25 protein-coding genes are annotated in these 26,868 nt (G+C 61.4%); 7 read left to right on the forward strand and 18 right to left on the reverse strand.

Annotation, left to right across the window (positions count from 1 at the left end):
* Positions 1 to 11: 11 nt before the first annotated feature.
* Genes narJ through M9924_18625 form a run of 4 tightly spaced genes read right to left on the reverse strand, consistent with a single transcriptional unit; the run spans position 12 to position 8,697 of the window.
* Complete coding sequence (gene narJ / locus M9924_18610) at positions 12 to 716, reverse strand: nitrate reductase molybdenum cofactor assembly chaperone (protein MCO5066403.1); 705 nt, start codon at positions 714 to 716, stop codon at positions 12 to 14.
* Positions 716 to 2,242 carry a nitrate reductase subunit beta gene (narH, locus tag M9924_18615; protein ID MCO5066404.1) on the reverse strand — a complete coding sequence of 509 codons (1,527 nt, stop codon included), beginning with the start codon at positions 2,240 to 2,242 and terminating at the stop codon, positions 716 to 718. The genes narJ and narH overlap by 1 nt, the downstream gene beginning before the upstream one ends.
* Positions 2,239 to 5,982: a nitrate reductase subunit alpha gene (locus M9924_18620; protein ID MCO5066405.1), complete on the reverse strand. Its 3,744-nt coding sequence runs from the start codon at positions 5,980 to 5,982 to the stop codon at positions 2,239 to 2,241. Before M9924_18620 ends, narH begins: the two co-directional genes overlap by 4 nt.
* Before the next feature lie 15 nt (positions 5,983 to 5,997).
* Complete coding sequence (locus M9924_18625; protein ID MCO5066406.1) at positions 5,998 to 8,697, reverse strand: MFS transporter; 2,700 nt, start codon at positions 8,695 to 8,697, stop codon at positions 5,998 to 6,000.
* Between the two features lie 228 nt (positions 8,698 to 8,925).
* On the opposite strand from M9924_18625, the gene M9924_18630 reads away from it, so the two are divergent.
* Positions 8,926 to 9,633, forward strand: coding sequence for a helix-turn-helix domain-containing protein (locus M9924_18630; protein ID MCO5066407.1), 708 nt, complete (start codon positions 8,926 to 8,928; stop codon positions 9,631 to 9,633).
* A 168-nt stretch (positions 9,634 to 9,801) separates the two neighbouring features.
* Here the strand turns inward: M9924_18630 and M9924_18635 are convergent, their stop codons facing one another.
* The 4 genes from M9924_18635 to M9924_18650 all read right to left on the reverse strand — a co-directional run bounded on the left by M9924_18635 (position 9,802) and on the right by M9924_18650 (position 13,976).
* Positions 9,802 to 10,671, reverse strand: a complete 870-nt coding sequence (locus tag M9924_18635) for a formylglycine-generating enzyme family protein (protein MCO5066408.1) — start codon at positions 10,669 to 10,671, stop codon at positions 9,802 to 9,804.
* Between the two features lie 79 nt (positions 10,672 to 10,750).
* On the reverse strand, positions 10,751 to 11,851 hold the full coding sequence (gene nirK / locus M9924_18640) for a copper-containing nitrite reductase (GenBank protein MCO5066409.1): 1,101 nt from the start codon (positions 11,849 to 11,851) through the stop codon (positions 10,751 to 10,753).
* Positions 11,852 to 12,250: 399 nt separating this feature from the next.
* Positions 12,251 to 13,456 (reverse strand): NnrS family protein, encoded by a 1,206-nt coding sequence (locus M9924_18645; protein MCO5066410.1) that lies wholly within the window; start codon positions 13,454 to 13,456, stop codon positions 12,251 to 12,253.
* A gap of 79 nt (positions 13,457 to 13,535) precedes the next feature.
* Positions 13,536 to 13,976, reverse strand: a complete 441-nt coding sequence (locus M9924_18650; GenBank protein MCO5066411.1) for a pseudoazurin — start codon at positions 13,974 to 13,976, stop codon at positions 13,536 to 13,538.
* A gap of 211 nt (positions 13,977 to 14,187) precedes the next feature.
* On the opposite strand from M9924_18650, the gene M9924_18655 reads away from it, so the two are divergent.
* Positions 14,188 to 14,892, forward strand: coding sequence for a Crp/Fnr family transcriptional regulator (locus M9924_18655; GenBank protein ID MCO5066412.1), 705 nt, complete (start codon positions 14,188 to 14,190; stop codon positions 14,890 to 14,892).
* Here the strand turns inward: M9924_18655 and M9924_18660 are convergent.
* From M9924_18660 to M9924_18685, 6 genes are all read right to left on the reverse strand, one after another.
* Positions 14,889 to 15,125 (reverse strand): DUF1858 domain-containing protein, encoded by a 237-nt coding sequence (locus M9924_18660; protein ID MCO5066413.1) that lies wholly within the window; start codon positions 15,123 to 15,125, stop codon positions 14,889 to 14,891. The two genes, M9924_18655 and M9924_18660, sit on opposite strands and share 4 nt — an antisense overlap.
* Before the next feature lie 69 nt (positions 15,126 to 15,194).
* On the reverse strand, positions 15,195 to 15,656 hold the full coding sequence (locus M9924_18665) for an Rrf2 family transcriptional regulator (GenBank protein ID MCO5066414.1): 462 nt from the start codon (positions 15,654 to 15,656) through the stop codon (positions 15,195 to 15,197).
* A 37-nt stretch (positions 15,657 to 15,693) separates the two neighbouring features.
* Entirely contained in the window at positions 15,694 to 16,158 is a 465-nt protein-coding gene (locus M9924_18670) for a group III truncated hemoglobin (GenBank protein ID MCO5066415.1), read from the reverse strand.
* Complete coding sequence (locus tag M9924_18675; protein MCO5066416.1) at positions 16,155 to 16,493, reverse strand: metal-sulfur cluster assembly factor; 339 nt, start codon at positions 16,491 to 16,493, stop codon at positions 16,155 to 16,157. Before M9924_18675 ends, M9924_18670 begins: the two co-directional genes overlap by 4 nt.
* A 2-nt stretch (positions 16,494 to 16,495) precedes the next feature.
* A complete protein-coding gene (locus M9924_18680) occupies positions 16,496 to 17,023 on the reverse strand; it encodes a DUF2249 domain-containing protein (GenBank protein ID MCO5066417.1) in 528 nt (175 codons plus the stop codon).
* A gap of 21 nt (positions 17,024 to 17,044) precedes the next feature.
* Entirely contained in the window at positions 17,045 to 18,400 is a 1,356-nt protein-coding gene (locus M9924_18685) for a hypothetical protein (GenBank protein MCO5066418.1), read from the reverse strand.
* Between the two features lie 635 nt (positions 18,401 to 19,035).
* Between M9924_18685 and M9924_18690 the strand changes: the two genes are divergently transcribed.
* The 4 genes from M9924_18690 (at position 19,036) to M9924_18705 (ending at position 22,293) form a co-directional block, all read left to right on the forward strand.
* On the forward strand, positions 19,036 to 19,581 hold the full coding sequence (locus M9924_18690; protein MCO5066419.1) for an iron transporter: 546 nt from the start codon (positions 19,036 to 19,038) through the stop codon (positions 19,579 to 19,581).
* 95 nt (positions 19,582 to 19,676) lie between these two features.
* Positions 19,677 to 20,036 (forward strand): cupredoxin domain-containing protein, encoded by a 360-nt coding sequence (locus tag M9924_18695; GenBank protein MCO5066420.1) that lies wholly within the window; start codon positions 19,677 to 19,679, stop codon positions 20,034 to 20,036.
* On the forward strand, positions 20,033 to 20,884 hold the full coding sequence (locus tag M9924_18700; GenBank protein ID MCO5066421.1) for an FTR1 family protein: 852 nt from the start codon (positions 20,033 to 20,035) through the stop codon (positions 20,882 to 20,884). The genes M9924_18695 and M9924_18700 overlap by 4 nt, the downstream gene beginning before the upstream one ends.
* Positions 20,881 to 22,293: a 4Fe-4S binding protein gene (locus M9924_18705; GenBank protein MCO5066422.1), complete on the forward strand. Its 1,413-nt coding sequence runs from the start codon at positions 20,881 to 20,883 to the stop codon at positions 22,291 to 22,293. The genes M9924_18700 and M9924_18705 overlap by 4 nt, the downstream gene beginning before the upstream one ends.
* 25 nt (positions 22,294 to 22,318) lie before the next feature.
* On the opposite strand, the gene M9924_18710 is transcribed toward M9924_18705, so the two are convergent.
* Positions 22,319 to 23,395 carry an NnrS family protein gene (locus tag M9924_18710; protein ID MCO5066423.1) on the reverse strand — a complete coding sequence of 359 codons (1,077 nt, stop codon included), beginning with the start codon at positions 23,393 to 23,395 and terminating at the stop codon, positions 22,319 to 22,321.
* Here M9924_18710 and M9924_18715 point away from each other — a divergent pair.
* Positions 23,376 to 24,128 (forward strand): hypothetical protein, encoded by a 753-nt coding sequence (locus M9924_18715; GenBank protein MCO5066424.1) that lies wholly within the window; start codon positions 23,376 to 23,378, stop codon positions 24,126 to 24,128. The genes M9924_18710 and M9924_18715 overlap by 20 nt on opposite strands.
* Before the next feature lie 43 nt (positions 24,129 to 24,171).
* Here M9924_18715 and M9924_18720 read toward each other — a convergent pair whose 3' ends face one another.
* The 3 genes from M9924_18720 to M9924_18730 all read right to left on the reverse strand — a co-directional run bounded on the left by M9924_18720 (position 24,172) and on the right by M9924_18730 (position 26,843).
* Positions 24,172 to 24,351 (reverse strand): DUF2249 domain-containing protein, encoded by a 180-nt coding sequence (locus M9924_18720; GenBank protein MCO5066425.1) that lies wholly within the window; start codon positions 24,349 to 24,351, stop codon positions 24,172 to 24,174.
* Positions 24,352 to 24,759: 408 nt separating this feature from the next.
* Complete coding sequence (locus M9924_18725; GenBank protein MCO5066426.1) at positions 24,760 to 25,338, reverse strand: UbiX family flavin prenyltransferase; 579 nt, start codon at positions 25,336 to 25,338, stop codon at positions 24,760 to 24,762.
* The gene (locus tag M9924_18730) at positions 25,335 to 26,843 is read right to left on the reverse strand and encodes a UbiD family decarboxylase (GenBank protein ID MCO5066427.1); all 1,509 of its coding nucleotides are present in this window, start codon (positions 26,841 to 26,843) and stop codon (positions 25,335 to 25,337) included. The genes M9924_18725 and M9924_18730 overlap by 4 nt, the downstream gene beginning before the upstream one ends.
* Positions 26,844 to 26,868: the final 25 nt, after the last annotated feature.

The raw sequence follows: 26,868 nt of genomic DNA on the forward strand, positions 1-26,868 counted from the left end.
TTTCAGCTCCTCTAGGTCGCGCTCTGCCGCACGTCGCGATTGGCGGCGCGCATCTGGATTTTCAACCGATCGACGGAACAGCCGTCGCTTGCATTTCCAGGACCGAAGGTGACGGCCGTTTCCTCCCACGCGGCGTCGATGGCCGCTAGGTCGTCGTGCTCGTCATAGGTTTCGACCGTGTCGGCGATGGCGTCACCCTTACCGCAGATCGAAAGCAAGGCCGTGAATACAGCTGCATAACCTCCATTTCGTGTGGCCAGCCTTTCCTCCAGCAGCGAGAGGATATGGGCCGTCTCCTTGAGCAGGCCACGCGCCTCACCGAGCGGCTGAACGGAAAGGAACTCCAGGAAAAGCGGGATGAAGTCCGGCAATTCATTTGCCGAAACGAGAAGTCCTCCGCGTTCATAGTGTCCGATCAGATCGATCATCGCCTGGCCCCGGTCGCGACTCTCGCCGTGAATATGTTCGAAGAGATGCAATGAGTGACGGCGCGTCTTGTCGAACAACGCGACGTATCGCTCCTGAAGATCGTACAGATCCGCTGTGCCCAGATCGGCAAGCAGGGGACGCAACTGCTTGATCGCCTTCTGCGAGATCAGCCTCTCCGATGTGATCGCCGCGGCGATCTCTGGAATGGCCGCGGTAAGTTCTCCGGTCGGATAGGCAAGCAGCGCCGAGAGCGCCTTGAAGGTCCTGTTCGAGTGCAGTCCGGTCATCATGCAATCTCCATCGGATTGGTCGGCCGCTTGGTCTGCCTAGTTCCAAAGAGGTTCGTCTCCGTCGAGCCACCCGAGCAGCCGTTTCCGAAGGAGAAGCCACAGGAGCCGTGCATATCCTGCGCGTCCTCGCTCCATTCGCGGTGCGCGGTCGGGATGACGAAGCGGTCTTCGTAATTCGCGATCGCCATGACCTTGTACATCTCGTCGATAGCGGCGCCCGTCAGACCGACCCGCGCCGCGATAGCCTCGTCGAGGCGGCCGTCGATCGTCTTGGCCCGCATGTAGCTGCGCATAGCGAGCATGCGTTCGAGAGCCAGCGCCACCGGCTCCTCCTTTCCAGCCGTGAGCAGATTGGCCAGATACTGGAGCGGGATGCGTAGGCTGCGCACGTCCGGCATGTCGCCATCGACGCCCATCTTGCCCGCCGCCGCTGCCGACTGGATCGGGGAAAGCGGCGGCACGTACCAGACCATCGGCAGCGTCCGGTATTCCGGATGCAGCGGGAATGCGATCTTCCATTCCATGGCCATCTTCCACACCGGCGAGAGTTTTGCGGCTTCCAGCCAGTTGTCGGGAATGCCGTCGGCTCGCGCCTGGGCGATGACGGCCGGATCGTTCGGGTCGAGAAAGACATCGAGCTGGGCCTGATAGAGATCCTTCTCGTCAGGCGTGCTCGCGGCGGCCTCGATGCGATCCGCGTCATAGAGAATGACGCCGAGGTAGCGGATACGCCCGACGCAGGTTTCCGAGCAGACCGTCGGCTGCCCTGCCTCGATACGAGGATAGCAGAAGATGCACTTCTCCGATTTACCGGACGACCAGTTGTAGTAGATCTTCTTATAGGGGCAGCCGGAGACGCACATGCGCCATCCCCTGCACTTGTCCTGGTCGATCAGGACGATCCCGTCTTCTTCCCGCTTGTAGATGGCGCCCGACGGGCAGACAGCCGCGCAGGCCGGATTGAGGCAATGCTCGCACAGCCGCGGCAGGTACATCATGAAGGTGTTCTCAAACTGCCCGTAGATGTCCTTCTGGACACCTTCGAAGTTCACATCCTTCGAGCGCTTCTCGAACTCGCCGCCTAGGATTTCCTCCCAGTTCGGCCCCCATTCGATCTTCTCCATGCGCTCGCCGGTGACGGCCGAGCGCGGGCGGGCTGTGGGAAAAGCCTTCGATTCCTTCGCCGTATGCAGATGCTCATAGTCAAAGGTGAACGGCTCGTAGTAGTCATCGATCTCCGGCAGGTCGGGATTGGCGAAGATATTGGCAAGGATACGCCATTTTGCGCCCATCTTCGGTTCGATGCGACCGTTCTTCTTGCGCCGCCAGCCACCGTTCCATTTCTTCTGGTTTTCCCATTCCTTGGGATAGCCGATGCCGGGTTTGGTCTCGACATTGTTGAACCAGGCGTATTCGACGCCTTCTCGATTGGTCCAGACGTTCTTGCAGGTGACGGAGCAGGTGTGGCATCCGATGCATTTGTCGAGATTCAGCACCATTGCGATCTGAGCACGGATTTTCATTCTGCGGCCTCCTTCGGCGCTTCAGAGGCGAGCGGCCCTTCCAGCCAGTCGACATTGGCCATCTTGCGGACAATGATGAACTCATCGCGGTTGGAGCCTACGGTTCCGTAATAGTTGAAGCCGTAGGATTGCTGGGCGTAGCCGCCGATCATGTGGGTGGGCTTCAGCACCGTCCGGGTAACCGAGTTGTGGATACCACCGCGATTGCCGGTCATCTCCGATCCCGGCGTGTTCACGATCTTTTCCTGAGCGTGATACATCAACATCAGGCCCGGCTTGATACGCTGGGAGACGACGGCGCGTGCTGTCAGCGCGCCGTTGATGTTGAAGACTTCGACCCAATCGTTGTCGACGAGGCCGGCGACCTTCGCGTCGGTCTCCGAGATCCAAACCACCGGGCCACCGCGGTTTAGCGTCAGCATCAGCAGATTGTCAGTGTAAGTGGAATGGATGCCCCACTTCTGGTGGGGGGTGACAAAATTGAGGACGATCTCCTTGTGCCCATTGGGGCGGACATCCTTGATGCCTGGAATGGTCTTCAGGTCGACCGGCGGCTTCCAGGTGACAAGCCCCTCGCCAAACGCCCGCATCCAAAGGTGATCCTGATAGAGCTGCTGCCGGCCAGTCAGCGTCCGCCACGGGATCAACTCGTGGACATTGGTGTAACCGGCATTGTAGCAGACCTTCTCACTCTCGATGCCCGACCAGGTCGGTGAAGAAATGATCTTTCGCGGCTGCGCCTGGATATCGCGGAAGCGGATCTTCTCGTCTTCCTTCGGCAGGGCAAGGTGGGCATGCTCGCGCCCAGTGATCTCCGACAGGGCTTCCCATGCCTTGATCGCCACCTCGCCATTGGTCTCAGGCGCCAGCATGAGGACGACCTCGGCTGCGTCGATGTCGGTCTCGATCTTCGGCAGGCCCTTGGCCGCACCGTCGAGGCGTACGCCGTTCAAGGCTCCAAGCGCCTCGACCTCATGCCTGGTGTTCCAGGCGATGCCTTTGCCCCCGTTTCCGATTTTCGTCATCAACGGCCCCAACGCCGTGAACTGGGCATAGAGGTTGGGATAGTCGCGGGTGACAACCGTCACCGATGGCATTGTCTTGCCGGGAACAGGCTCGATTTCGCCGAGTTTCCAGTCCTTAACGTCCAGCGCCTGCGCCATCTCGGCCGGGCTGTCATGCTGGACGGGGGTGAGAACCACATCCTGCTCGATGCCCAGAACCTCGGGCGATACATCGGAAAATGCCTTGGCGAGGCCCTTGTATATCTCCCAGTCGGAGCGTGACTCCCACGCCGAATCCACCGCCGCGGACAGTGGATGAATGAAAGGGTGCATGTCGGACGTGTTGAGATCGTTCTTCTCGTACCAGGTAGCCGTCGGCAGCACGATGTCTGAGTAGACGCAAGTGGTCGACATGCGGAAGTCGAGCGTGACCAGGAGGTCGAGCTTCCCTTGCGGCGCCGCCTCGTGCCAAGCGACTTCCGTGTTGCGGACCGCCCCCTCCGCGCCGAGATCCTTGCCCATCACGCCATGGGTCGTGCCGAGCAGGTGCTTGAGAAAATATTCGTGCCCCTTGCCGGATGAGCCGAGCAGGTTCGAACGCCAGACGAACATGTTGCGCGGCCAGTTGGCTGGATCGTCGGGGTCATGACAGGAAAGCTCCAGTTCGCCGGATTTCAGCGCGTTGGCGACATAGTCCTTCGGTTCGAGGCCCGCCGCCCTGGCCTGGGTGGCGATTGTCAGCGGATTTTGCTTGAGCTGGGGGGCGGAAGGGAGCCAACCCATACGCTCGGCGCGAACGTTGTAGTCGATAAAGCTCTTGTTCCAGTCGCCATCCGGTGCGGTGGGCGACAGGATCTCAGCGGCTGTCAGCGTCTCATAGCGCCATTGGTCGGTATGGGCATAGAAGAACGACGTGGAATTCATATGCCGGGGCGGACGGCTCCAATCGAGGCCGAAGGCCAGCGGGGTCCAGCCTGTCTGCGGGCGGAGTTTTTCCTGTCCGACATAGTGTGACCAGCCACCGCCCGACTGGCCGATGGCGCCGCAGAAGACCAGGAGATTGATGATCCCCCGGTACGTCATGTCCATGTGGTACCAATGGTTCACGCCGGCGCCGAGGATCACCATGGAGCGGCCGTTGGTCTTCTCCGCATTGGTGGCGAATTCGCGGGCAACCGTGATGATGGCGTCGCGCTTTACGCCGGTAACATGCTCTGCCCAAGCGGGCGTGAACGGCACGTCCTCGTCGAAGCTCTTGGCCGCGTGATCACCGCCAAAGCCGCGATCGAGGCCGTAATTAGCCATCATCAGGTCATGCACGGTGGCGACCGCCACCTCCGCGCCGTCGCTCAGCTTGATCCGGCGGATGGGAAGGTTGCGGGTGAGAATTTCTCCATGGTCGGTCGAAACGAAATGCTCCGTGGCCCGACCGCCGAAGTAAGGAAAATCGACGGCCGCGATCTCGGCGCCCTCACCAGCAAGCGTCAGCCTGAGGCGAAGGTCATGGCCTTGCCCATCCTTCTCCTCGAGGTTCCATTTGGCGCTCTCGCCCCAGCGATAGCCGATCGAACCGCGCGGCGCGACGAGAGCATCCGTGCCTTCATCGATCGCGACCGTCTTCCACTCCGGATTGTTGGTCTCGCCAAGGCCATCGGCAATCTCGGAGGCGCGCAGAAGTCGTTCGGGAACGAGCCTGCCATCACGTTCGGTCAGCCGAACCAGGAACGGCAGGTCGGTATATTTGCGGGCATAGTCGTCGAAATAGGGGACCGTCCGATCGAGGTAATATTCACGAAGGATGACGTGACCCATGGCAAGTGCAAGCGCGGCGTCCGTCCCCTGCTTCGGGTTCAGCCAGATATCGGCAAACTTGGTCGCCTCGGCATAGTCCGGACTGACGACCGCGCTCTTGGTACCCTTGTAGCGAACCTCTGTATAAAAATGCGCATCGGGCGTCCGCGTCTGCGGTACGTTCGAGCCCCAGACGATGATGAAGCCGGCATTGTACCAGTCGGCGCTTTCGGGAACGTCGGTCTGTTCACCCCAAGTCTGGGGGCTGGCCGGCGGCAGATCGCAATACCAATCGTAGAACGACATGCACACTCCGCCCATTAGCGACAGGTAGCGTGCGCCCGCCGCGTAAGAGACCATCGACATGGCGGGGATCGGCGAGAAGCCGATCACACGGTCTGGACCATGTCTCTTTACGGTGTAGGCGTTCGCGGCAGCGACGAGTTCGTTCACTTCGTCCCAGGTGGCGCGCACGAAACCTCCATGACCACGGATCGAAGTGTAGGACTTGCGTTTTGTCTCATCCTCAACGATCGAGGCCCAGGCCGCAACGGGCGGCATGATGGCGCGCGCGGCGCGCCAAAGCTTCAGCAGCCGCCCGCGGATCATCGGGTATTTCACACGCGCCCCGGAATAGAGATACCAGCTATAGGAGGCGCCACGGGCGCAGCCGCGGGGTTCATGGTTGGGCAGGTCCGGCCGCGTTCGGGGATAGTCTGTCTGCTGCGTCTCCCAGGTGACTATGCCGCCCTTGACATAGATTTTCCAGGAGCAAGAGCCGGTGCAGTTCACGCCATGCGTAGAGCGCACGATCTTGTCGTGCTGCCAACGCTTCCGGTAGCCGTCCTCCCAGGAACGATCCTCGTTCGTGACGATGCCGTGACCATCGGAGAATTCGTCCACGGTCTTGCGAAAGAAAGTGAGCCGGTCGAGAAAATGCGACATTGCTTCTGCTCCTGACTACTCGGCAGCCGCCGGATGGGCCGAGACGTTGGGTTTCGCGCGTTCAATGTCGTAAAGCAGACCATTCTTGCGCGTGTAGACGGCCCAGGTGATAGCGAGGCAGCTGACATAGAAAGCCATGAAGCTCCACAGCGCTGCCTCTACACCGCCCGTGACCGCGATCGAGGTGCCGAAGCCTTTCGGGATGAAGAAGGCACCGAAAGCAGCAATCGCCGACGTGAATCCGGTAATCGCAGCGGCTTCCTTTTCCGCTTGCCGTCTGCGCGTTTCAGCGTCGACCTCGGGCATAAGCCGATCGATCTCCTTCGCGCTGATCGCCGGGATCATCTGGAAAGTGGAGGCGTTGCCGACGCCGGTGGCGAAGAACAGAAGCAGGAAAGCGGAAAGGAAGCCCCAGAATGCGCCGGGCTGATCCTTGATGCTTATGAACCACAGTACTGCGGTGACGCCCGCCATCATCAGGATGAAGACCCAGAATGTAACACGCGCGCCCCCATATTTGTCGGCAAGCCAGCCCGAGCCGGACCGCGAGAGGGCGCCCACGAGCGGCCCCAGGAAGGCGAACTGCAGCGCATTGACATCCGGGAACAGCATGTTTGCCAGCAGTGGGAAGCCTGCGGAGTAGCCGATAAAGGAGCCGAAGGTGCCAGTGTATAGCCAGCACATGATCCAATTGTGCCTGCGCTCGAAGATGACGGCCTGCTCGGCGAACGATGCCTTCGCGGAGGCGATGTCGTTCATGCCGAACCAGGAGGCGAAGGCCGACAGCGCAATGAAGGGCACAAAGAAGAAGCCGGCGTTCTGCAGCCAGAGCGGCGCCGGACCCGTGGAACCGTCTACCATCGCGGGGTCGCCGCCAAGCCAGCCGAACAGACCGACGGTGATCGCGAGCGGCACAACAAACTGGACGACGCTGACACCGAGATTGCCGAGGCCGGCATTGAGTGCAAGGGCGTTGCCCTTCTCGGCTTTGGGATAGAAGAAGGAGATATTGGCCATGGAGGAGGCGAAGTTGCCGCCGCCGAAGCCGCAGAGCAGCGCAAGGATGAGCAGAACGACGTAGGGCGTATCCGGATTCTGCACCGCGTAACCGATGCCGATCGCCGGAATAATCAGCGACCACGTCGTCAGGGTCGTCCACAGCCGGCCGCCGAAGATCGGCACCATGAACGAGTAGAATACACGCAGCACCGCGCCCGAAATGCCGGGCAATGCCGCCAGCCAGAAGAGCTGGTCGGTTGTAAAGGCAAACCCGACAAGCGGCAGTTTGGCGACGACGACGGACCAGACCTGCCATATGGCGAAGGAAAGCAGCAGCGCCGGGATCGAAAGCCAAAGATTACGGCGGGCGATGGCGCGTCCCGTCTGCTGCCAGAATGTCGTATCCTCTGGACGCCAGTCGGTAATGACGGTCTTGCCCGAACGTGGCGCGAGGACCGGCTTCGGCATGCCCTGCATTTCCGGGAATGGTGGCAGCTTGGCCAAGGCGTCGCCTGTCACGCCGCGCTCCATCTGGCGAATGGAGACATGCATCCAGATCAGCGAGCAGCTCACGAGGACGAACAGCGCCATGAAGCAGCTCGTCCAAAGACCTGTCAGATCCAGCAGCAGACCGAACAGGATCGGCAGGACGAAGCCGCCGAGGCCGCCGATCATGCCCACCAGGCCGCCGACGGAGCCAACGTGGTCGGGATAGTAGACCGGGATGTGCTTGTAGACAGCCGCCTTTCCGAGCGCCATGAAGAAGCCGAGCACGAAGACGATGACGGTGAAGCCGACAAGGCCCATCTCGATATGGAACGAGGCCGTGCCATTGGCGCCGTGCACGATGTAGTCAGTCGGCGGATAGGAAAGCAGGAAGGTCGCCGCGATCGAGACCAGGAAAGTCCAATATAGAACCCGTCGCGCACCGTAGGTGTCGGAAAGATGGCCCCCATAAGCGCGGAAGAGGCTGGCTGGCACAGAGAAGAAGGCCGCGATCATGCCGGCTGTCTTGATGTTCAGTCCATACACACCGATCAAATATTGCGGCAGCCACAATGAAAGAGCGACGAACGCCCCGAAAACGAAGAAATAGTAGAGTGCGAAGCGCCAGATCTGAACATTCTTCAGGGGCTCGAGTTCAAGCCATGCGCTTTTCGGCTTGATCCCCAGACGCCGGCGTTCGACGAGAACCGGATCGTCCTCGGTCGTCAACCAGAACACGACAGCCATGAGGGCCAAGCCCGCGGCCCACACTTGCGCGACCGTCTCCCAACCGAACGCGACCAACACAAACGGCGCAAGGAATTTGGTGACCGCGGCGCCGACATTGCCCGCGCCAAAGATGCCGAGTGCGGTACCCTGCCTTTCCGGTGGATACCAGCGCGACACATAAGCAACACCGACCGCGAAGGAACCTCCGGCGATGCCAACTCCGAGCGCCGCCAGCAGCATTTGGGGATAGGTTTGGGCGTAAGAGAGCAGGAAGGTCGCAGCGGCGGAGGCAAGCATCGTCGCGGTGAAGATGAGCCTGCCACCATAGCGATCGGTCCAAATGCCAAGAGCCACTCGGATGAGCGATCCTGTCAAGATCGGCGTGCCGACGAGCAGGCCGAACTGCGTCTCGTTCAGGCCCAACTCCTGCCGGATGCTGATGCCGATGATGGCGAAGATCGTCCACGCGGCGAAACACACCGTGAAGGCGATCGTACTCATGCCGAGGATTTGGCCAGCCTTTGGATTTGCTGTCGTTTGCATCATTGCTACCCTTCGCCGAGCAGCCCAAACCGAAAGAGGGCGGAGTGGTGCCGTCGACGGACAACTTGACTGACGCTGCGATGTCGGACTTTGCTCCAGATCAAAGACGAACGTGATAATTGTCACATCCTGACTTTCTGATCAACGACAAGGCGCTGAGGAACTAGGGAATTGGATACAACGACTGTGGCGGACGCGACGTTGGACAGCTTGCCGATATTTCGAGCGTTGACCGCATCGAAACGGGAGGATTTGCTCCGAAACGCGCTCCGGCACAGCGTTGCAGCAGGTACGATACTGTTCGAGCAGGGTGAGAAGCCAAACTTCCAACTCGTCATACTATGCGGATCGGTTCAACTTTTCGGTCAGTCTGCCGAAGGGCGCGAGGTTCTGATCGAAGCCATGCGGGCACCAGATCTCGTGATTCCGGCCGCTGTCCTTGCCGGAGCACCCTATCTCATGCAGGCGCGGGTACCCGAGCCGTCAACGTTCCTGCTGATCCATGCCGGGGTTTTCCGAGAGGCGGTTGCGACAGACCCCATGCTGGCGCACGCAGTGATCGGCAGCCTGTCCCAGCAATTCCGGCGCATGGTCCGACAGATCAAGAACCTCAAGCTGAGATCGTCAACCCAGCGTGTGGGTTGCTACCTTCTGTCCCTGTCCGCACGCCAGGGTACGCTAGACAACGTCGTCCTGCCCTACGAAAAGAACCTCATCGCCTCCGAACTAGGCATTACGCGGGAGTCGTTTTCGCGCGCCTTATCACGCCTTGAACGCTCGGGTATAAAGGTCGAGGGCCAAAGGATTGCCATAGTAAATCGCTTGCAATTGGCTACCGAATGCGCTCCCGATCCTCTTATCGACGGTACGGATGATTTCGGCGTCGGAGACTGAGACGTCGACAAGCCAAGGCTACTGAAGTCGGAACACCGAATAAAAGCTGACACCCAGCGCGTCTTAGTAACGATTTGTGACGGCGAACCGATTGCCGGCGGTTTTGACGTACACAGGCTACGGAGAATGGCCATTCTTCGCTTCGACTTCGCCGGTGGCAGGTCGAGATCAGCTTGCCGTCCAGTTCAGCAGGCTCCTCAGTCGGGCGATCGGCGAAGGCTTGTCGCGAACCAACCGGATGCCGAGATTATGTGGTGCCATGCCTGCCGCGCAACCGCCGCTTTTGCCGTCGCGGATGAAGTAGGACATGTAGCCCCGATGCCGCCCACCGACCACGCGCACACCGCAGTTCTCTGTGCTTTCGGCGATACTGCCATCGGCATTGAGGCTGGCATGCGCATAGCAGGTCGTTGTCCAGTCCCAAACATTGCCTGCGACGTCGGCAAGTCCCTTGCTGTTAACGCCGAAAAATCCAAGCGGTTTCGGCTCGGGATCCGGCGCCGCCTTGCCTGCCTCGTTGCGGTAGCGAGCGAGCCAACGCGTGGCGGGGTTGGTGCCGTCATCTGGCAGTCCAAGCGCTTCGTCGGGGAATCGTTCGGCCGCGGCAAAAGCCCATTCAGCGTCGGTCGGAAGGCGCCAGCTTTCCCCTGTCGCCTCAGATAGCCAGACTGCATAGGCGGTGGCGTCACGATAGTTGACGCCGGTCACCGGCATTGTCTCCGGCATCGACGCACGGCCCTCTGCGGCTGGGCAGGCACCGTCCGCCACGCAGCGCGCATAGTCGGCGGCGCTGACCTGATACTTCATGATCTCGAAGCCAGCCCGGACATCCATCTTGCGTAGCGGCGCGTCGACGGGCCGGTTTGACCGAAGATATTCGCCGGGTAGCCTGAAAGTGAACGAGCCCGGCGCGATGGCGATCGTAGCGATCGGCCCGACGCTCGCGGTCGGGTCTGCCCCGCGACCGCCTAGCCCGAGGGCGGCCGCAAGTCCGACCGCCGCGGTCAGGGCAAGCAATGAAGGGGTCTTGAGTTTCATGGCTGTGTCCTCGCACGGACGGCCCGCCTTCAGGGCGAAGGCGGGTCGCCAGCGATTGCCTATTGCGTGCGGCGCCCGATCAATTGGTCGGGATGGGACCAGGCGCCACGACCTGAGTCATCAGATCGTCGTTCCAGTCTCCATCGACCACGATGTGTGCCGTGGCGCCGAGCTCGGCAGCCTCGATCAGGTTGTGGTTGACATAGGCGTAGACGCCGGGCTGGCGGAACGTATAGAACGCCGCTCCCGCCGAGCCGCCGCGCACGAACCAAGTCTCGAGATCGCGGTCAGGTGCGTTGGCGAACTTGCCCTGCTCCCAGACAAAGTCGCCGTGACCGCCGATGAGGTGGGGCCGCGTGTCGCGGTTTGCCTGGGAATGAACGATCAGCACCTTCTCGCCCACCTTGGCCTTGAGGGCGTTGTCGCCGGTAAGCGCGCCGACCTTGCCGTTGAACACGACGTGCGTCGGTATCAAGCCTCGCATGACCTTCAGTGTTTCGTCATAGCTGTCGCCGAGTGTCTCGAAGTTCTTGAAATTCCCGTTCTCGTCGCGGGGTACGTAGAAGTCGCTCTCGCCGACATAGAAGACTGTATCGTAGGTGAGCGGTTGCCCCGTATGATCCTTCAGTCCGTCGCGCGGCAGCACCATGATCGTTCCGCTCATACCCGACACGACGTGCCAGGGGATCATACCAGCAGGCGCGCAGTGGTAGACAAACGTGCCGGTGCGCGTCGCCTTGAAGCGCAAGACGGCCTGCTCGCCGGGGTTGACGTTTGTAAGGGCGGCACCCCCCAGCGCACCGGTTGCCGCGTGGAAATCAACGTTGTGCGGCATCTCGTTCGTCTCAGGATTGATGAGCGTCAGTTCGACATAGTCGTTTTCATGAACAACCATCATCGGCCCCGGGATCGAGCCATTATAGGTCATCGCCTGCAGAGTGGTGCCGTCGCCGTCGATGACGATCGGCTGCTCCTTCACGATGAGCTGGAACTCGACGACCTTCGGGCCGCCTGTGGCGACCTGCTCATGCGCATGGACGAAGGGCGGGGTGACCAGCGCGACCTTCTCGCGCGGCAGGGCTGCGACATCTGCGGCTTGGGCCATAGCGAGTCCGACGGGCAGCGTCGCAATCACCGCCGCGCCGGCCACGCCAAACAGTGCTTCGCGTCGCGTAAACATCTTCTTGTCTCCTTGTTGAGCCTCATTGCTCTTTACGGAGAATATCTATCGCCCTCGGTGCAGATGGTCTTTGCGCTGGCGCAAACGTACGACGTTCGCAAATTCAGCGAGATCATAGTCCGCTTGTTCGGGTCAAGACGAAACGCATCGGTCGAGGCATCACTGGTTCCTGCCTCGGGGCGCGCCAGCTTGATCGTTCCCGGCACTCTGAAGTTCCTGTCGCGCAAAGGCGAGCCAATCGCCCAGGAGGCCTCGGTCTTCCTTCGAAAAGCGCGCCCGCCGCCGCATATCGTCGAAGCTGTCGTCTCGATGGCAACGGTCATAGGCCTCGCGGGCTATCGTCTCCAGACGATTGATGTATTCACTGCGGTTCGACAGGACCATCTTGGGAACCTCGCTTCAGGAAGGCGCGACGTTTGGCTGCCGCGCACGAAGTTTGGGGCGCACCAGCATGCCGCCGAACAGGACGCTATATCCGAGGAATGCGCCCACCCACAGGCCGGCCGATCCATACAGCAGGCCTGCTTCCGTGGGCGCAAAGGCTGCCGCTATGCGCAGCAGCGCGGCCAGCACAATTGCAGTGTAGACTAGACAGGTGCCCGCATCTGCCCGCAATTCCCGTCCCGTGTGGCCTAGTGTGGCGCGCGTCATGACGGCGAGCGTCATGCATCCGATAGCACCGACACCGAAGGCATGAATTGCGGCTGCGGTCGGAACGCTGTCCGGAACGATAATCGCAAGACCGGCGAGCACCAGCCCGGCAGGCACGAACACATAGGCGGCATGCAAGACAAGGACGAGCGGATCGCGCATCGTGCGGTGGCCGGCCCAGCGTAGTAGTCGGAGGAGATTGAATAGTGCAGCGGCAAGTAGTGCCGCGCCCGTTTCAATCCGCTCGGGCAGAAACGTCCAGGCCGCCAGCGCCGCGACGGAAAGCATGATTGCCGCGGTGTCGAACCGGCCGAAGGGAATCGGGAGCCGGCCCGGATTTTGCCGGACTAGCCAGTTGCGAGTGAAGCTCGGAATGATCCGTCCTCCAATAATCATGATAAGAGTGATCGCCGCGCCGATACCGAGCCGGCGGCTGATGTCGGAAATCCCGGCAAAGTGTGCTTCGGCATGGAACAGGACGTTGGCTGCGAGGAGCACGGACACCGGAACAAGCACTTTGAGGTTTCGCCAGTTGCGGCCGGCCGCAATTTCGGTCGCGGCCGCCAGAGCGACCGCCGCCAGAAACGAGCAATCGATCGCCGCGGCGGCGAGCCAGCCGGTCTCTGCAGAGAAGAAGACGGCGATCCGTCCTGCAAGCCATAGGAGAACCAAGGCAAGGAGCGGCATGCCCTGCACGGGCAGCCGACCCGTCCAGTTCGGTATTGCGGTCAGGAGGAAGCCTGTTACGATTGCCGCGAGATAGCCGAACAGCATCTCATGGATGTGCCAGTCTATCGGCATGAAGATGCTTGCGGTCTCAAGCCTGCCGTAGAATAGCGGCAGCCAGAACAGAACCGTCAAGCCGGCGTAAAGCGAACCCAACAGGAAGAACGGTCGAAAGCCATAGGATAGAAGCGCCGGATAGTTGCCCGGCCTGGTGCGCGCTATTGCCATTATTGTCTCCCGAGGGGTTCCCGGCCCCTGGATCCGGGAACCCGACATCTGGCCGGCGCCATGCGGTTACTGCAGCCTGTCAATTCGTGGGAACTGCAGCGAACAACTGCTCGAACAACTTCTTGGCCTTTCCTGTCTGCTTGACGGCCTTGGCCTGGTCGAGATTCACCGGCTTACCGACGACGACGAGCGCGACCATGCCCATACCGTAGTGTGGCGTGCATTTGACGCCGTAGACTCCCTCCTTGTCGAAGGTCACGGTGATCTGTTCATTCATCTTGCCCTTGAAGGGTTCGGCCCCGTCGGGGAGCATCCCCTTGATGCTTTCGGCGTCGTGCGACTTGTCAGTCGGGACGAAGGTGATGGTGTCGCCGGGCGCGGCAACGATGAAGTCGGGCTGGAACACCATTGCGCCTTTATCGCCTTTGTTGAGCATCTGGACCTGATGGTCGGCGGCCTGGGCGGCGCCGGCCAGCAAAAGACAGGCGAACGCGGTCGCGATGGCGATTTTGTGTCTCATGATATTGCCTTTCCTCTTATGACGGACTCAACCGTTGGGGCTTGTATAGGGCCTACCTCCGTCAATGACTTTGCTGCAACGCAAACAGATCGTATTGAGAGCCGAAAAGGTCGCATCGCGAGAGGGTTGCAGTGACGTCTTGTGCGTGGGACATTCCTTTTGCGGCTTCCGACTGGGGCCGGCGCCGGAAGATGACCGAAGGAACGTGAACTTGAGCCGTCTCGACCGCTCGCTGATTTCCGGGCTTGCGCCATTTCAGGGCCTGGACGCGGTTGATCTCGACCGCATGATCGGGCAGGCCCGTTCGCTCCGCATTGCCAAGGACGAAGCTGTCTTCGAGCAGGAAGGAGAAGCGCATTCATTCTTCCTCCTCCTCGACGGGCATGTGCGGGTGGTGAAGACCACGCCCGACGGCCAGCAGGTGATCGTGCGCTACATCAGCCCGGGCGAGTTGATGGGAATCGCTCACGCACTTGGTCGCACGACCTATCCGGCGAGCGCCATCGCTGCCGTCGACTGTGTTGTACTTGCCTGGCCGGGTCGGCTTTGGCCTGAATTCGCCGCAGCATTCCCTGATTTTGGCGCCAACACCTACAGAACGATCGGCGGCAGATTGCAGGATGCGCATACGCGCGTCATCGAAATGTCGACGGAGCAGGTAGACCGGCGCGTCGCCCACGCCCTCCTCAAACTTGTCAATCAAACGGGCAGGAAGACGGACGAAGGCATTCTTATCGATTTCCCGATCTCTCGCCAGGATATCGCCGAGATGACGGGAACGACATTGCACACGGTTAGCCGGCTCCTTACCGCGTGGGAGGAACAGGGTCTGGTCAAAAGCGGACGTCAGAAGGTAACCGTGACCGAGCCGCATCGACTGCTCATGCTCGCGGATGGACGCACGTCCAAGATCTAGCCGGTGCCCGTGTCCTCTTCTGCGATTGCTCTCTTCAGGTCGCGAGCGAGCGAGGCTCGATCCAAATCGTGTTCTCTCGTGGCATCGGCGATGGTGTGAAACGGGGCGACGGGGCAGCCGACGCACAGCAAACCATGGTCGAGGACGACACGGATGGTGGCCGGCCATTCTCGCATCATTGCATCCATCGTCATGTCGTCGTGCAATCTCTGTCTCACAGCCGATATCCGCATCTGGAAGGCGGTTATCTTCATAGCATTCAAGCAAACGATCGTTGCGCGGCAGCAAACTGAAAAGCGGTCTCATTCTAAAAGCCGTGACGCGCTTGCGCGCCTTGGCGGAAGCGGTGCGGGGAAGAAATCCTCGGGCGTCAGCGTGATGTCTGCCAGCGTGTAGCGATCGAGCGTTTCATGGAAGGAGGCCATAGCCTCGCCGAGCATGCCGGACAGCTTGCAGGAGTTCGTCAGGATGCACTGATTTCCGGTCGCGAAGCACTCGACCAGCGCGAAATCCGGCTCCGTCATTCGGATTACGTCACCGATGCGAATCATTTCCGGCCGGCGGCCGAGCATCAGTCCTCCGGACCGGCCGCGCACAGCCTTGAGGTATCCACCACGCGTAAGCGTGTTGGTGACTTTGTTCAGATGCGTCTTCGACACGCTGAAGGCGCGCGCCGCCTCCTCGATGGTAATCAGCCGATCCCCCGCCGTCGCAGCGTACATCAGCATCCGCAACGCGTAGTCGGAAAAACTCGTCAGCCGCATCGGCCATTCCTCGCTGTATTCGCTGGTCGGTTCAACATCAGAGGCTTTCCTTGAGGATGGGCTGGATCGCGAGGGTGTCCTCGCCCCGGCTGAACGCGACCGCCAGGCGGAAGGAATGGGCGATACGCAGCGCGCGATCCATGAAGAGAGCCGCGACATCCGGTGGGCAGAGCCTGTCAACCGTGACGCGGAAGAGCATCAGCCAACGGCGGAAATGCGATTCCCCCAAACCGGGAATGGCCAGATGCGGGGGCAACGGCCGGCCGTCATAGCGTCCCGTACGCAGCAGCGTCGACGACCAGAAATCGCACATCTTTCCAAGATGACGCGGCCACGCCTCCGGCTTGATCGCGCCATTGAAGATCGGCCCCAGAAGATCGTCGTTGCGAATCTCCTCATAGAAGCCATGGACCACGTCGTGGATCATCCGTTCGTCCAGGATTTCCGGCAACGGGACGCCGTCGACGATGATCGTTTTCCTGTCAGCTGATTGTTTGCTCATCTGCCCGCCGCCTTTCTCCCAAACCCCAGATGCGCCCTCGCATCCGCATTCATCATTTCGGGCGTCCACGGCGGGTCATATGTCAGCCCGACTTCCACACGCTCTATCCCTTCGACGATCCCGGCGGCGGACCCCACGGCGTCCCTGAGATAGGCCGCTGCGGGACACCCGGCTGTGGTGGTCGTCATCTCCACATGCACCACCCCGACTTCGACGACTGACACCTCGTAGATTAGGCCGAGGTCGACGACGTTTTCGCCAAGCTCCGGATCGATCACCATGCGGAGCGACTGGCGAACGCTCTCCGCCAGAGATTCTCTTGGCTTGTCGCTCATGACTACTTTTCCCCTCGCGAGCCGGCGCGGATGACGATGCGATAGTGCCCCTCCGGCTCGAAGCCTCCGCGCCATTCGTGTCCCCTTGCTTTCAGTTCTTCGAAAAGGAACAGGGGCTCGCGCGGCAACAGCGCCGAAAGCGTCTCCCCGGCGGCAAGAGCCTCGACGCCCTCAAGCGTCTTCACCATGGGCTCAGGCGGATCGAGATCACGGCAATCAATCTCCCGGGCGGGAACCTGCCAATCATCGCCAAGCCCGTGATCGACCGAGTCTGAGGTTTCGACAACCGGCGCAGGCGCGGCGGCTGGCGTGAAGACGACTTCCCAATCACCGCCGCCGATCTCACGAGAGACCGGTTCGAAACCGTGTGCGCCAAGCACCTGAAACAGGGGAATCGGCTTGAAGCTCGCAAGCAACCGCAGGCTCTGCCCGGGCGCCAGTTCCGCCACGGCTTCCATGATGGCGCTGAACGGTTCTCCGCCGTCGCGCAGGATCGGCCTTACGTCGAGGTCGCGGTGGGGAATGGTCATGGGAATCTCCAGGCAACTTGGTCAATGGTTGCGAATTGCAGGCAGGAATAGATGTGGCCGCGTGGTTCCTTCCGGAAAACGCACTGCGGCGGCGACGTTGAAAAGCCGGCGCGCCAGCACCAGTTCGATCACGATTGCGGCCGTCGCGAGCAGCGTCATGGCTGCCGTGATGCGAAAGAGGTTGGGAGCATCTGCCAGCAATGCAACCGTTCCGCCCAGCAAGCCCGCGAAGTAGAGCACGAACCACGGTCCATCGCGCCTTTCCACCATCAAATCCTGCACGCGCGGCGTGGGCTTGCGGCCCATAACGGGCCCGTAGCATTCGAGCCAGGTCAGAAACGGTACGATCTTGTAGAGCTGCGATAACCCCAGTCCTGTCAGCCAGCCGAACGCAACGAGATAGATGAGCGCGCCCGCATGATTGGCGAACGTGCCGGTCGCAAGCAGGTTAAGAAGGAGCGCCGCCGAGAGATAGAGCGCAGCGAAGGCCCCGATTGCCGATTTGCTGTTCAGTTCGATGTTCCGCCGCTTGCGATTACGATAGAAGAAAAACAGATCGAAGCCGTAACAGACGAGCGCAACCATGGCGGACAGCCCGGCGATGACGCTCGCAATTCGAGCGCTCCCAGCCAGAATGAACTCCACCGGCGCCCCCATGATGATCGAGAGAAGCGCAATGCTGCCGCTCCACCAGACAATGTGGTTGGTTGTTCGCTCCGCATCGGGGGCGAGCATGAACATCGGCAGCAGCCGATAGCTCACGCCGATCGCCGTAAAGGTGAGCCATCCGCCGAAACCGGCCGCGGCGTGAACAGGAAGAACCTTGGTCCGAAAATCGATCATCACCGCGTCGGAGATCAGACCGGAGAGGATGTGCGCGAAAAATGTGCCGAGTAGGAACGTGGCAGCCAGGCAGGTGAGACCCACGGCAACGAAGCGCGCCGGCAACGGCAATGGCCGCGCCTGCCAGAGCGTGCGGCCCAGCGTCCAGAGAACCAGCCCAAAACCGATAGGGAGCAGACAGCCGCCGATCAGCAGGAAGGGGATATCGGTGTCGAGCATCCCTGTGAGCCCGAGGAACCCCGCCAACAACGAGGTAAGGCCTGCAAGCAGACACAGCAGCGCTGGCAGAACCAGAATCTCGTCGCGGAGTGGCTGTACGACCAGCACCGGGACGAACTGCAGCAGAGCTCCGCACATCAGCAGGCTGAGCCACCCGATCGTCACTGTATGAACGAGCAGCAAGGTCTCCGGCGCCTCCGCCGCCATCGCCGGAAAGCCATACCCGGCAACCATCAGGCATTCAGCCGCGATCAGGAATATCACCGCACCGGTGAAGAAGGCCATCGTCCAACGCGACAGGCTCGAACCGATCATCGCCGACCTCGGGTAAGGCAGTATCTCTCGTCTGAGGTTTCCTGGTCCCACCGGGTGCCGTCGCAGCAGAGGCCGTCGCAAAGCCACAGAAGCTCGCCGCCCGGAGGGCCAAGAAGATTTCCGCCACTCAGCTCGACAAGCAAAGCAAGCCGATCTGCCTGGGTATGGAAATCGTGCCGGTGTCGTCTGCCTTCGAACGCCCCCGCCGAATCTCGTGGATGCGTTGCTGAGAAATTCATCCGGTTGGACGTCACATTTGTTTCAGGGGTTTCAGCATCTTTGGCAAAAGATATATTGTCAATCTATGTTTTTGAGCAGCGCTACGCCCTCCGAAAACCACAGGCTGTGTAGCCTCATGAACCCGCGCCACTTTCTTGGTCAGATTCAAGATGTTGTGTCCCACCCGGTTGAACAAGGCCTCATCCCAGGCCCTCGGGACAAAAGCGATCTTCTTTGCGCTAGCGCAAAGAACGCTCCGGTTTGACGAATAAGTTGACCTCGAAAGTCATGATTTTAGCCACCTTCAGGCGGCACTCCCTCCGTTCGGATGGGTCGGCCATGATCATCGGTAGCTAAACATCCGAGACCCGCAACGAAAGCGTCGCTAGGTCCGATTGCCAGACCCAGGAGCCGACATGAACCGTCTATCGATTCCGTTCGTATCAACCCTAGCCGTGCTTGCGGGAATCTCCGGGGCGTCTGCGCTGGAATATCCCATCGGCGAGCCTCAACTGATGAACGGGATGGAGATAGCCGCTGTCTATCTGCAGCCGATCGAGATGGAGCCCGCCCATATTATGAGACCCGCAGCGGATTCGGACATCCATCTGGAGGCCGACATCCACGCCACGCAGGACAATGTCAACGGCTTTGCCGAAGGCGACTGGATTCCCAATCTCGCCATTGAATACACGTTGACCAAACTCGACGATAACGAGCAGACAGGTGGCGTCTTCATGCCGATGGTCGCCAGTGACGGCCCTCATTACGGCGACAATGTAAAACTGATGGGCGCCGGAAAGTACCGGCTCGTCTACAAGATCGCGTCGGGGGCGCCCGGCGCGGCATCGCATTTCGGCCGGCACGTCGACAAGGAGACGGGCGTAGGCGCATGGCCCGAAGCATTCACCGTCCAATACGAGTTCACCTATGCCGGGACCGGCAAAAAGGGCGCCTACTAACCCAGATCAGCCCCCTACGGGCCGCCGCCATGCACGCGGCTCACCCGCCGCGCTCGTGGCGCAGCGGCTCGGTAACCTGCGTTGGAAAGTGTGAGATGTCCGTCTTCGCGCGCTTAGTACCGATCGCTGCCGGCGCAGCCCTTTTATCGATGTCCGTCGCGACAAGCGCCGAGGATTATCCGGTCTTTGTTATCGAGTTCAAGGACGGCGCCATCTCGCCTTCGGCGATCGAGGTTCCCTCCGGCACGCGATTCAAGCTCGAACTTCGCAACACTGGCCTCAGCCCCGTCGAATTCGAGAGCCTCGAACTCCGCAAGGAGAAGGTGCTGGGCCCGGGCGTCACGTCCTTCATCGTCATCCGCAGCCTCGATCCCGGGGAATACCGCTTCTTCGACGACTTCCATCTCGATATGCCTCCCGCCACCCTGATCGCCAGGGAGCCTGCATCTCCATGACCGGCCTTCATGGACAGGTGGCCTTCGTCATCTGGCGCGAGAGCATGGAAGCGCTGCTCGTCGTCGGCATCCTCCACGCGTGGCTGACACATAACGCCGAGACGAAAGTGATCGCGACCGGCAGGCACTTCCTGTGGGGCGGCGTCGTTGCCGGTCTGGCAGCGGCCTCGCTTCTGGCCGTGGTCATTCTGTCCTTTGCGAGCCTGCTGGAGGGCGATCGCGAGGACTATTTCCAGATCGTCATGGCCGGGTTAGCCGCCCTGCTCATCTTGCAGATGGTTGTGTGGATGCGCCATCGTGGCAGCGGCCTGAAGCGAGACCTCGAACGAGGAGCCCAACAGGCGGTGACCGGCGCCAACTGGTGGAGCCTCTTTCTCCTGGCGATGATCGCTGTCGCGCGGGAGGGCAGCGAGACGGTTGTCTTTCTTTACGGCATCCTGGCATCCGCGGGCGAAACGGCGCTCGCCGGCAATATCGCGGCTGCCGCAGCTGGCTTCGCGCTGGCGGGCGCGACCTATTGGCTGCTTCAGGCTGGCGCCCGGCGCTTTCCCTGGAGCGTCTTCTTCCGAGTCACCGAGATCCTTCTGCTAGCGCTGGCCGCGTCGCTGATCATGACCGCACTCGATCGCGCGATCGGACTCGACCTCGTCTCCCCGCTCGGCGGGCCCTTGTGGGATACGTCATGGCTGCTCGACGACAGCGGTCCGCTCGGTGGCTTCGTCGCCGCGGTGACCGGGTATCGGTCCCGGCCCGATCTGATGTCCGCGCTCGTCTACGCTTCATTCTGGATCGTCGCGGTCGCGCTGCTGCGGATGCGGTTGCCGCATGCTTCGCCCAGACCATCATGACAGTACGAATCACGCTGCCCGTTCGCGCCTTGCCCGCGCCCGAGAGCGACATATGGAGAAGCATCGGCGACTGGCTCCGGCGACACCAGTCGGCAATCCGGCGCATGCAGTGGTCGGTGGTGTCGATCTATGCCGTGCTGCTGATCGTCCCCGTATTCCTGCCGCTTCCGGACAATGCAGCCTATCTGTGGAGCAATTTCACTCGCTTCGCCCAGTTTGTCTTCTGGGGCGTCTGGTGGCCCTTCGTGCTTCTGAGTACGGCGCTGGTCGGACGGGTCTGGTGCGGACTCCTGTGTCCCGAGGGCGCGATAACCGAATTCGTCAGCAGCCATGGACGCGGGAGAGCAATCCCCCGCTGGCTGACATGGCCTGGCTGGCCCACCGTCGCGTTCGGCTCCACCACGCTCTACGGACAGATGACCAGCGTCTACCAGTATCCGCGCCCGGCCCTGCTGATCCTTGGCGGCTCGACCCTTGCGGCTGCCGCGGTCGGTTATTTCTACGGGCGCAATAAGCGCCTCTGGTGTCGATATCTCTGTCCGGTGAGCGGTGTCTTCGGCCTGCTCGCAAAGCTGGCACCGCTGCATTTCTGCACGGACCCGTTCCTCTGGCAACAGTCGCAGATGTCTAAGATCAAGCCGGGACCGGTGAACTGCGCGCCTCTCGTGCAACTGCGGACCATGCGCGGCGCCAGCGAATGCCACATGTGCGGGCGCTGCAGCGGCTTTCGCGGCGCGATCCGCCTTGCCAGGCGCCCGCCAAGCCACGAGATCGTCCATGTTGCCGGAAAGACCCCGAAGCCCTGGGAAACGGTGCTGATCACCTTCGGGCTGATGGGCGTCGCCGTGGGCGCGTTCCACTGGTCCGCAAGCCCCTGGCTCGTCGCGATCAAACAAATGGCTGCCGAACGGCTTGTCGAGATGGGCGCGACCTGGCCGCTCGAAACATCCGCGCCGTGGTGGCTGTTGACCAACTACCCAGAGCGCAACGATGTCCTGACGCTGCTCGACGGGACGGTTCTCGTCGCCTACATCCTGGCGACCGCCCTCGCCTGCGGCTCCGCGGTGACGCTCTTGCTCGCCATTGCCGCGCGCTGCCTTGGACCGTGGACGACTGCCCGCTTCCATCACCTGGCGCAGACACTTATTCCGCTGGCCGGCGCCGGCGTGTTCCTCGGCCTCTCCGCCCTCACCGTCAGTCAGCTTCGTTCCGACGGGTTCGCTTTGCCGTTCATCGACGAGCTGCGTTTCTCCTTCCTTGCGCTGGCATCGATCTGGTCGGGAATCCTTTGCTGGCAGGTCGGCGGCATCTACACACGTGCAACAGGCCGCCGCGCATTGGCGGTGCTGGCCGTGTCTGTGGGGATGAGTGTCGTCAATTCAGGCTGGTTCCTGCTGTTCTGGATCTGATAGCAACGCGCGGCCCCTCCCGCGATCATTCGCGCCCCAGCAGGTAGCTTCCGAAAGCCACCAGAAACAGGCCGAAGGCCGCGATCCAGAGCACGGCCGAAATCCTTAGCCACAGCCCGCCATCGGCAACTGGCGTCTCCACCACGAGCCGCGAAAGGCCGGACAGCATGATCGCTACGAATGCGGCCGTCGCCGGGGCGGAGTCCGAGAAGGGGTGGCCGCTGTGCTTGCGGATCATGCTTGCCATGATAGCCAGGTCCATCATGCCAAAGGCGCCGATCGTCCAGGCGTGGATGCCGGCGCCCCGCCCCACGGTTCCCGGAACGAAGACATGGAGTGCTAGAAGCATGAAGCCGGTGACGGTCCAGCAATAACCGACGTGCAATGCAAGGATCGACCAAGGCGCACTGCCCTGCCAGCCGCGCCATTGCGCAACGCGCATGAGTTGACAGACGGCAGCGGCGGCGCACGCCGCACCCGTCAGCCACGCCTGCGGAGCGATGGACCAAGCGGCGAGGGCGCACGTCGTCGCAATCGCCGCGGCGCGTTCCACCTGCATCGAAAGCCCGATGAGACGCAGCCCGCCTGTCTGCTGTACGTAGGCTGCAGTCAGGGCAGGAACGATCCGCCCTCCAATGATCGCGATCAGGCCGACGATCGACGCGATAGCGATCCTGAGCGCAAGTTCGACGTGCCATACTCCCGCCATTGCGACGGTGCTTGCGCAAAAGCACGAGAGCAGGAGCACGACCTTGACGTTGCGACGGTCCCTGCTCGCAATCACGGGTCTGGCCGCAACGACCGTGAGAGACAAGACAAAGATGGCGGCAAACGCGAGCCCCACGGTGGCGAACAGGAAGTATGACGCGCGCGCGGCCACCCATGTTGTAACCAGAAAGCGCATCGTCGAGAGGGAAACGGCGGGCTGTTTCGTCCAGCGAGGCAGGGCCGTCAGGAGGAATCCGGCAAGGACCGCAGGAACCGTTCCGAACAACAGGGCGTTTCGATGCCACACGCCGGGGACGCCGCCGGACAAGGTTTCTGTCATAAACGTCAGGGGCAGCCAAGCCGCAGCCCCCAGCATGGCGTCTATCGCCGCCATGAGGAAGAATAGCCTGAAGGGCTCCCGCCTCCTTGTGGTGCCCCATTCGGGGCAACTTGGAGATCTGTGCCGGATCGAAGCGGTTCGCTTTTCCATTTTGTTGGCGGCGGGTCGGCTCCAGGACGAAAGCGCGGCCATCAATTCAGAAATCATCGGCCTGTTGTTTGCGCTGACGCAAACAACCCTCAGCCAAGCCTGCTACTATTTTATGCGTCTTGCCGGCTTCGGCTCAACCGATGTCGGAGGATGTGCTGGATGCCCGCTTCGACACTCATGCTCGCCCCCAATGCGGATCCGGCTGACCGACACAAGTACCCGGGAGCCTGGGAGGAGCAAGGACGACATGCCCGTGATTGATCTGTCGCAAGGAACCGATCACCCCGCTCGTCACCTGCGTCCGACGGTTGTCCGCCGGCTGACGACCCTGATGAGGGAGGTTCAGCTCGATTGCGAATGTCACTCTCGCCTCGACGAGGCGCTTGTTCGGTTTGCTGCACTGGAGGAACAGCGGGAAGCATGCGAGCATCTTGCCAGCGCGCGACGTCAGCGCGAACGCATCGATGCAGTGCTTTTCTTCCTCCAGGACCTCGACGATTTGACCGTGACTGAAGGCGACCGCAGCGTTTACCTCGATATCGCACTCCTCTTCGACGACATTGCTACGACTGCGAGGGCGGGCGCATTTGCCATGCGGCAGCTCTCGCCATGCCCAGCTGAAGCTGACGGGTCCTAAACCGACCCCGAGCATGTTTCGCAACTGGCCTCGGTCAGATGATTCACCAAGCCGTCACTTGGGCGCGTTTTCCGACTTGGATCCTCCACTCCGACGGACCTTGCCGAATGCAAGTCCAGCTATGCTCCCCATCAAAGAAAGCCGCGAACTTCCGCTCGAGCGCCGTGGGGTCGAAGGCGCAGACGAAAGTGAAGGTCTGACTTGGCCTGAGACCATCGAACATCGATAAGACTGCTGCCTGTTGTTTCGCTGCAGGCAGTCTTCGCACATCATAGGTCATGTCATTCTGGGATTGGACGGGCATCGATTTCCTGACGACTTGATTGCCGTCATCAGACCAAATCCGATCACCCACCTCTTTGTGCAAGAGCAAAGAGAGCGGCGATGACCGGTCCTATCCTTTTGAAAAAGGAATAGGACGATGCCACCGGCTCGACAGCAAGCCCATTCGGAAATACTTCATTTGATGACTTGCCATCCAGCGACACTGCATGCGCTGCTTGAAATGCCTCAGCCCGTCGCGTCTCGACAATCGAATGGCACCTTCAGGGGGTTTCGTCGTTTCTTTGCAGCGGTCGTGCGATGGTGGTCGCGCAAAGTGCGGCACCAGTCGCGATAGGCACCATCCCGCTTACGAAACCGGCCCTTCGCCCCATCGTTTCAGTTCATCGCCAGGATCGATGCCGGCCCAATTCACCAGTCGGGCAGCAATCTGCCGGATTATCTCATCGACCGACTCCATCTTGACGTAAAATGGCGGCACCGGTGGCGCCACAATCGCACCCATCCTCGCCAGGACAAGCATTGCCGAGAGATGCCCTTCGTGGAGGGGCGCTTCTCGCGGCGCGAGCACCAGTCGGCGCTTTTCTTTGAGCACGACGTCGGCCGCCCTAGTCAGGAGGTTATCGCCGAGGCAATGAGCGATTGCGCCCAGCGACCGCATCGAGCACGGCACGACAATCATGCCGCCGGTCCTGAACGAGCCGCTGGCGATCGGTGCGGCCAGATTTTCGTGCGAATGAGTGTGCGTCGCCGCAGCTTTCAGGCGAGCCAGGCCGCCAGCGCCGAGTTCGTGGGCGATCGTGGCGTGCGCGCCTTTCGAAACGACGAGATGCGTCTCCACCCGCATTCGCCAAAGCAACCGAAGTGTTTCGAGCGCCAGGATGGAACCGGACGCTCCCGTGACGCCGACGATCAGCCGCTTGTTCATTGTTGCTTCCCATCGCCCTGTTGCGGAAAGAATTCGGTCCAGCGCAGGCAGACCTGCTGCTCGATATCCGCCGACATGCGCAGCTCCTTTCCCCACTCGCGGCTGGTTTCGGGTCCGATCTTGCGTGTCGCGTCGAACCCGAGCTTGCCTCCCAAACCCTCAAGTGGAGACGCGAAGTCGAGCAGATCGATGGGCGTGCGGTCTACTCGCATCAAGTCCCGGGACGGATCCATCCGGGTCGCGATGGCCCACATGACATCCGGCCATGACCGGATGTCGATGTCGTCGTCCACCACGATGACCAGTTTTGTCATCGAGAACTGCGGCAGGAGCGACCAAAACCCCATCATGACGCGCCGCGCCTGACCTGCATAACTCTTCGCGATGGAAACCACGGCGATTCTGTACGAACAGGCCTCGGGCGGAAGCCAAGCATCGACGACATCGGGCATCTGCTGCCTCAGAAGCGGCTTGAACACCTCGATCAGCGCCTCCCCGAGAACCGAAGGCTCGTCGGGGGCACGGCCGGTGAACGTTGTCAGATAGTGCGCATCGTCGCGCACGCAAATGCGTTTGAGTTGAAACACCGGATAGGATGCGGGAGCGTTGTAGTATCCAGTGTGGTCACCGAACGGGCCTTCCAGCGCCACGTCACCCGGCGAGACGACGCCCTCCAACACGATCTCGGCGCTGGCGGGCACGTGAAGAGGAATGCTTGCGCAGGGCGCGATCGCCATTCGCCGATTGTTGATCATGCCGGCCAGCGCCAGTTCCGAAACGCCGTCTGGCGCGGGCATCACCGCCGAGATCATCGTTGCGGGGTCGGCCCCGATAACGACCGCGACCGGCATCTCCTCGGCCCCCGCCTGCCACAGCCGGTGATGCGCCGCTCCGCCGCGCATCGGCAGCCAGCGCAGGATAGCCCGGTCATGGCTGATCACCTGCATCCGGTAGACGCCAAGATTGTAGGCGGCGGGATCGTCTGCACCCGGCGGTCGGGTGACCACTACCGGCCAGGTTATCAGCGGCCCCGCGTCGTCCGGCCAGCAACGCTGCACGGGAAGGATAGAGAAGTCCGGTTCGGCCTCATGCCAGTTGCGGGGCGGGGTAACGAACCTGGGGCGAGCCAGCAGTGCGCCCCGTGCGGCAGGCAGCATCAGCCGCGCCTCGCGCAAGGTCGCCGGCGGTCGCGGCGCCCGCATCCAGGCGAGCAATTCCCCGAGCGTCTTCAATCCAGCCAGGTCAGTGCCCAGACCGCATGCGACGCGCTCCGTCGTACCGAAAAGATTGGTTACGACAGGAAAGCGCGACGCCTTGCCTCGATCGTCGAGCGGCCTGGACAGGCGCAACACGGGTCCCTTCGCTGCAATCACCCGCCGATGTAGCTCGGTTATTTCGAGCTGCATCGACACGGGGGCGTCGATCTCCCGCACCTGCCCTCTCGTTTCGAGGAGGGTGAGGAACGAGCCGAGATCAGGGAACGACGAAAGATGACGCTGATGCATGAAATGGCCCAGGTTGACGGCAGCT

It is taken from the genome of Rhizobiaceae bacterium (assembly GCA_023953835.1).
Lineage (GTDB): Bacteria > Pseudomonadota > Alphaproteobacteria > Rhizobiales > Rhizobiaceae > Mesorhizobium_G.

Coding starts and splice junctions, on each gene's coding strand:
- narJ (MCO5066403.1), bottom strand. CDS start 716: ATGACCGGACTGCACTCGAACAGGACCTTCAAGGCGCTCTCGGCGCTG.
- narH (MCO5066404.1), bottom strand. CDS start 2,242: ATGAAAATCCGTGCTCAGATCGCAATGGTGCTGAATCTCGACAAATGC.
- M9924_18620 (MCO5066405.1), bottom strand. CDS start 5,982: ATGTCGCATTTTCTCGACCGGCTCACTTTCTTTCGCAAGACCGTGGAC.
- M9924_18625 (MCO5066406.1), bottom strand. CDS start 8,697: ATGAGTACGATCGCCTTCACGGTGTGTTTCGCCGCGTGGACGATCTTC.
- M9924_18635 (MCO5066408.1), bottom strand. CDS start 10,671: ATGAAACTCAAGACCCCTTCATTGCTTGCCCTGACCGCGGCGGTCGGA.
- nirK (MCO5066409.1), bottom strand. CDS start 11,851: ATGTTTACGCGACGCGAAGCACTGTTTGGCGTGGCCGGCGCGGCGGTG.
- M9924_18645 (MCO5066410.1), bottom strand. CDS start 13,456: ATGGCAATAGCGCGCACCAGGCCGGGCAACTATCCGGCGCTTCTATCC.
- M9924_18650 (MCO5066411.1), bottom strand. CDS start 13,976: ATGAGACACAAAATCGCCATCGCGACCGCGTTCGCCTGTCTTTTGCTG.
- M9924_18660 (MCO5066413.1), bottom strand. CDS start 15,125: ATGCGGATATCGGCTGTGAGACAGAGATTGCACGACGACATGACGATG.
- M9924_18665 (MCO5066414.1), bottom strand. CDS start 15,656: ATGCGGCTGACGAGTTTTTCCGACTACGCGTTGCGGATGCTGATGTAC.
- M9924_18670 (MCO5066415.1), bottom strand. CDS start 16,158: ATGAGCAAACAATCAGCTGACAGGAAAACGATCATCGTCGACGGCGTC.
- M9924_18675 (MCO5066416.1), bottom strand. CDS start 16,493: ATGAGCGACAAGCCAAGAGAATCTCTGGCGGAGAGCGTTCGCCAGTCG.
- M9924_18680 (MCO5066417.1), bottom strand. CDS start 17,023: ATGACCATTCCCCACCGCGACCTCGACGTAAGGCCGATCCTGCGCGAC.
- M9924_18685 (MCO5066418.1), bottom strand. CDS start 18,400: ATGATCGGTTCGAGCCTGTCGCGTTGGACGATGGCCTTCTTCACCGGT.
- M9924_18690 (MCO5066419.1), top strand. CDS start 19,036: ATGAACCGTCTATCGATTCCGTTCGTATCAACCCTAGCCGTGCTTGCG.
- M9924_18695 (MCO5066420.1), top strand. CDS start 19,677: ATGTCCGTCTTCGCGCGCTTAGTACCGATCGCTGCCGGCGCAGCCCTT.
- M9924_18700 (MCO5066421.1), top strand. CDS start 20,033: ATGACCGGCCTTCATGGACAGGTGGCCTTCGTCATCTGGCGCGAGAGC.
- M9924_18705 (MCO5066422.1), top strand. CDS start 20,881: ATGACAGTACGAATCACGCTGCCCGTTCGCGCCTTGCCCGCGCCCGAG.
- M9924_18715 (MCO5066424.1), top strand. CDS start 23,376: ATGGCGTCTATCGCCGCCATGAGGAAGAATAGCCTGAAGGGCTCCCGC.
- M9924_18710 (MCO5066423.1), bottom strand. CDS start 23,395: ATGGCGGCGATAGACGCCATGCTGGGGGCTGCGGCTTGGCTGCCCCTG.
- M9924_18720 (MCO5066425.1), bottom strand. CDS start 24,351: ATGTTCGATGGTCTCAGGCCAAGTCAGACCTTCACTTTCGTCTGCGCC.
- M9924_18725 (MCO5066426.1), bottom strand. CDS start 25,338: ATGAACAAGCGGCTGATCGTCGGCGTCACGGGAGCGTCCGGTTCCATC.
- M9924_18730 (MCO5066427.1), bottom strand. CDS start 26,843: ATGCATCAGCGTCATCTTTCGTCGTTCCCTGATCTCGGCTCGTTCCTC.